This window comes from Endozoicomonas sp. ALE010, from assembly GCF_049310165.1.
GTDB lineage: Bacteria > Pseudomonadota > Gammaproteobacteria > Pseudomonadales > Endozoicomonadaceae > Endozoicomonas.
In genome coordinates, this window is the sequence record NZ_JBLYNV010000136.1 from 1 (window position 1) to 4,419 (window position 4,419).

Annotated in this window: 4 protein-coding genes; all 4 read right to left on the reverse strand. The window is 43.9% G+C overall.

What is annotated here, in order from left to right; all coding sequences use genetic code 11:
• Positions 1 to 891: 891 nt before the first annotated feature.
• The 4 genes from ACO6UY_RS24015 to ACO6UY_RS24030 all read right to left on the reverse strand — a co-directional run bounded on the left by ACO6UY_RS24015 (position 892) and on the right by ACO6UY_RS24030 (position 4,261).
• Positions 892 to 1,815 (reverse strand): RHS repeat domain-containing protein, encoded by a 924-nt coding sequence (locus ACO6UY_RS24015; RefSeq protein ID WP_422491555.1) that lies wholly within the window; start codon positions 1,813 to 1,815, stop codon positions 892 to 894.
• Between the two features lie 21 nt (positions 1,816 to 1,836).
• Entirely contained in the window at positions 1,837 to 2,208 is a 372-nt protein-coding gene (locus ACO6UY_RS24020) for a hypothetical protein (RefSeq protein WP_422491557.1), read from the reverse strand.
• 277 nt (positions 2,209 to 2,485) lie between these two features.
• Positions 2,486 to 2,962, reverse strand: a complete 477-nt coding sequence (locus tag ACO6UY_RS24025) for a transposase (protein ID WP_422491559.1) — start codon at positions 2,960 to 2,962, stop codon at positions 2,486 to 2,488.
• A 342-nt stretch (positions 2,963 to 3,304) separates the two neighbouring features.
• Positions 3,305 to 4,261, reverse strand: a complete 957-nt coding sequence (locus tag ACO6UY_RS24030) for an IS1595 family transposase (RefSeq protein WP_422491561.1) — start codon at positions 4,259 to 4,261, stop codon at positions 3,305 to 3,307.
• Positions 4,262 to 4,419: the final 158 nt, after the last annotated feature.

Genomic DNA, 4,419 nt, shown 5'->3' on the forward strand with positions numbered 1-4,419 from the left:
GCCTTCGATCCCTGGCCGCTGAGGTTTCGACCAGGGTACTGCCTGACCCACTGAGCAAGACCTGGGTGCTGCCATAAGATTGCAGTCGGTTACTATTGGCCAGGTAGTCTGAGCTCCAGATGGCGGGTGTTTGTCCAAGTTTTCCCACGACTCAACGTAGGCTACTCAATGTAACCAGAAATAGGGTCAACAACATTCTTTTTATCAATTTTTTTTCTTTAAATATATTTTTCTCTTTTACACTGACAAATACAGCGTATACCGTTATCTCAGGCATTCTCTTTAATGCATAAAAAGTCGTTTCCTTAGCTTAGGTATAGACCCAAGCGTGTTTGGAGAGCTTTGAACGGTTATATCCTGAACAAGTTCAACAGCGCCTTGTTTAAATAATTTTGTTTCACCATATCTTACCCCAAAGAAAAATAATGAGAACCCAACTATTAATAGCGAAAAACAAACCATTAACTTAAAAAACATCTTCACTTCCCATTTGAGCATGTGTTTTCTTTTTCATAGCCTTTCTGTCATTTTCTTAAACTGAGTCAACATTCAGTTTAAATCCAGATAAATACATAATTATGTGAAGAAGCAACGCAGAAAAAATAATCATGAATAAAGTAAAAACAGCATAATTGGATATAGGATACTTTCTAAAAAAAAAGTGGCAGAAAAAGAAGACAAAAACCCAGTGAAAAGCACTTAACCATAAAGCTAAGCTGCTCCCCACAGAAAAATACATGATGTATGGTGCGATAATCAATTGTGGGTATATAGCATACAAAGCAAAGCCCATGGGTTGAATATTTAAACTATTCAATAAATAGCCAATAAGCACCGGGCTTATCAACAGTAGCAGCCCAATCAATAAGTTCCGAAATATTTTAAAAGCAATCATTCTGGCACTCCAAAAAACTCATCAGGAACTGGCTTTTGTGCGCCAGGAAAATCAGGAGAATTAATACTAATCTCAACACCTGCTGCATTTAACAACCCAATAGCGAAGGAGTTAGAGTTATAGCCATCTTCATCCATACTCGGAAAAAAGTCGTAATCCAGAGTTGATTGAAACCCCGACTCTACTGCTAATAAACGATTGATAAATTCACTATCGCTCATTGGGCTACAACTCAGATTTTCAGAAATTACTGGCGGGTTTATTACAGAATAGAGAACATTATTCCATGGTTCATCACCCGCTCTATTCGGAGTACTTTCTAGCTTACCTGGTGGTAAACCATTAAAATCAGGGCCGGCACTAAATGTTGTATAGTACTTGTTTGCAGCCAAATCAGCATTCGCATCCCCCTTAAGAAACCTGCCATTTTTACTAGCCAAATTTGCAGCCCATTGCTGATCATCGGGTACTGCCAGCACAGCGAGATGGTACCTGCCTGTAGGTAAACCATTGCCACCACCAACTCGAACCTCGTGATATGTTAAGTATACTGCTAGGCCAAGAGGATCAGTAAATTTAACAGGATTCTCATATGCATATGAGTATGTATTCATCCCCCCCATCAACCCAATAGGATCACTCTGGGTATACCTCCCGGTTTCCGGATCATAGTAACGATGGAAGTTATAATGAAGACCATTTTCCTGATCGAAATACTGCCCCGGGAACCTCAGGTTGACGACGGTTGGTTTGCCATCCTCATCCGGATCTTCTTCTGCTTGTCCCAGCCCAAAAGCATCACTTTGCCAGCGCCAGACAATGGTCTGATTTTCATCCGTTGCCAGCCTTGGGGTATTCAGGTGATCAGGGTGAAGGTAAGTAACCCGAACCCGGTCATCCGTTGTCACCAGCTGAGCCACAGGTTTATCACCGAACCAGACTTAATGAATCGGGTTAAGCTTTAAATTGTCGTTATCATCCCTGCTATATTGTGTTTCTGCCAACAGCTGGCCAGTAGCATGATAGCGATATCGGAAATGTCTGTCCGGTAACACCTTATCCGTACGCTGGCCTTGAGCATTGTAATGATAAGCAGCCTGTAACCGGTTATTGGCCAGATAGACCGCTGGCCGGTTCTGGTCATCATACTGGTAGCTTGCAACAGAGGTGGCTGCCTGTTTCGGCGCTGATGTTCTTAAATTACCCGCTCTGTCCAGCGCCAGCTCTGTTGCTCCATAACCGGTCAGACGATTCCCCTTTTCATACTGGTATTCCCGGGTTTCATCTGGTGAAGGAAAAAATAGGACATCCATATAAAATAACCCCTAATAAATACCGCCCAAAAGCCGCGAGCCCAGCAGTCCATTAAGCCCTGACAGCCACTCAAATGAGGATATTAATTGTTTATCACAATAAACAACAAACGAATCGGGGAAAAGTTAGAAATAACAGAGCTCCCCAGATGACAGGAGCAACAAATAACAACGGAAAAGTCGGACAATCAGCTTACGCTATGAAATAAACGACTACAGGTAAACAACCCCTGTACCCATTGCTGCCCCATTTCCCGAGCAAAAGTTTTCATGGCTTCTAGGAGGCTGTCCGATAGAAGCGGTTATTCCATCTCATGGTTTTGAGCCATTCATTTGAATCAATTTCCAGTCGGCTCAGAATGGGTGGGATATCTGATCGGATTGAACTTTTCTTATCGGATCGGACTGCACGCCCACTCCAGTCAACCAGCTCAAGATAATCGTGAAGTATATAAGGCAACGCCTTAGCCGGATTTTGCCCCTGTGATCTAAAAGGCATAAGGGTGATTGGCTTCTTTCGGGTCTCAGAACCTGCCAAATTTTCAATTCGTTCCTGAATCGTCATGTAGTCTGATCCTTCTGGAGTTTCCGACATTTCGGCACGGAGCGGATTCAGGTCAACATAGGCCATGCAGGTTAACAATGCTGCCTCATCTAACAACGCCTGACTTTTAAACCGCCCTTCCCAGAAGCGACCTTTGCAGCCATCTTCCTGGTTAACCTCACGGGCAAGATATTCGTTCAGGCAACGCATGAACCAGCTGAATATTCGTTAAACGATTTCGATATTCTTCAGCAAATTCGTCCACACGAGTCTGTTCCGAATGACTCAGCTGGTCAGCAGCAAGATACCTCTGAACCAGAAGCGGCCCTGTGAAAAGCCTTGACCATCGACTCAAAATTTCATCTCTTGTCCACTCTCTGGCAGGTTTCTCATTGATATGCAAAACCACATGGTAGTGATTAGACATAACAGCGTAGGCGCAGACTTCTATAGAAAAGATTGAAACCAGTTCCCTGAGCTTATCTACAACCCACCGCCGACGATGCTCGTAGTTTTTGCCCGTTACCACACAAATACGCAGCTATGTTGCGCTTAAGGGTTGAAGTGAAGAAATTCTAAAATTTTGTTGCCCAGTCGATCAGATGTTAGAGCATTGATGCCAGTTAAAGCCCTTCTCCACCCCAGATAGTGTGATAGATATTTTGTGGCAACTCCGTGAAAAATCCCTGTAATCCACTGCTTCAGGTGGCTGTGGTATGCATTCACATGCTGTAAGTGAAAAACACCTTCTATCACCCGTATTCCAGAGGATGACACCAGCTCCTTAAAAGTAAATCCTAACGCTCTCGCAAGCTTTTCATGTGCAAGACTGGCATCGGCACATACGACAGTTTCAATATTTATCCGGCCACTTAAATGGCACCAGAGTTCATCTGCGCTCTCATTTTTCAATACACCATCAACCGTCTGACTTCCTCGGTCTCTAGCTACCATGACTGGTATTTTTCGACAGTCTGTCTTCTTATCACTACCTCGTTTCCTCACGGGTCTTGGCAGGCCTTTTTTTTGACCTTTAAAAGATTCGCGAAAAAAAGTTTCATCGAGTTCGGCAATACCACTGAGTTCTGGTGCCTGATCATGCTCAATGACCTGTAAAAAACGATGTCGCCAACGGAATGATGTATTTAACGAAACTCCGCATTGCTTGGCAGCCGGGCGAAGCGTTAAAGAGTGGGTCATTCCCTCAAGATATTTCGGCCATGCTTCAGGGCGTCTTAAACGGGCCAAGGGTGTTTTGGAAAAAGCGTTCAGTGTTTTTCGGCAAACCTTGCACCGAAATCGTTGGCGTTTGTTCCTTTTCCCCCAGCGCTGAAGGGCTTCCGATCCACAATGAGGGCATTTCGGAGCCCGTACAAAACTATCCTCAATAGACTTTGCAATATTGGAAGGAGAATTTTGCTCTGATAGAGCATTGATAAGAGTATTTCGCTGCTGGCTGCTTAATAACGGCACAGCATTAAGAAGATCTTGAAACTGTTGGGGCTTCATAACGTAGCCTCCCATTGCAGGGGATCACGACAGTTTAGACCTATCAACCTTTAAAACAAACATAGCCCAAATACGCCCTGCGTACGCATCAAGCTATACAGTGATAATAAGGCGTGGAACCTGGGTCGATCAAAGAACTTCGTGCACGGGTCATAATC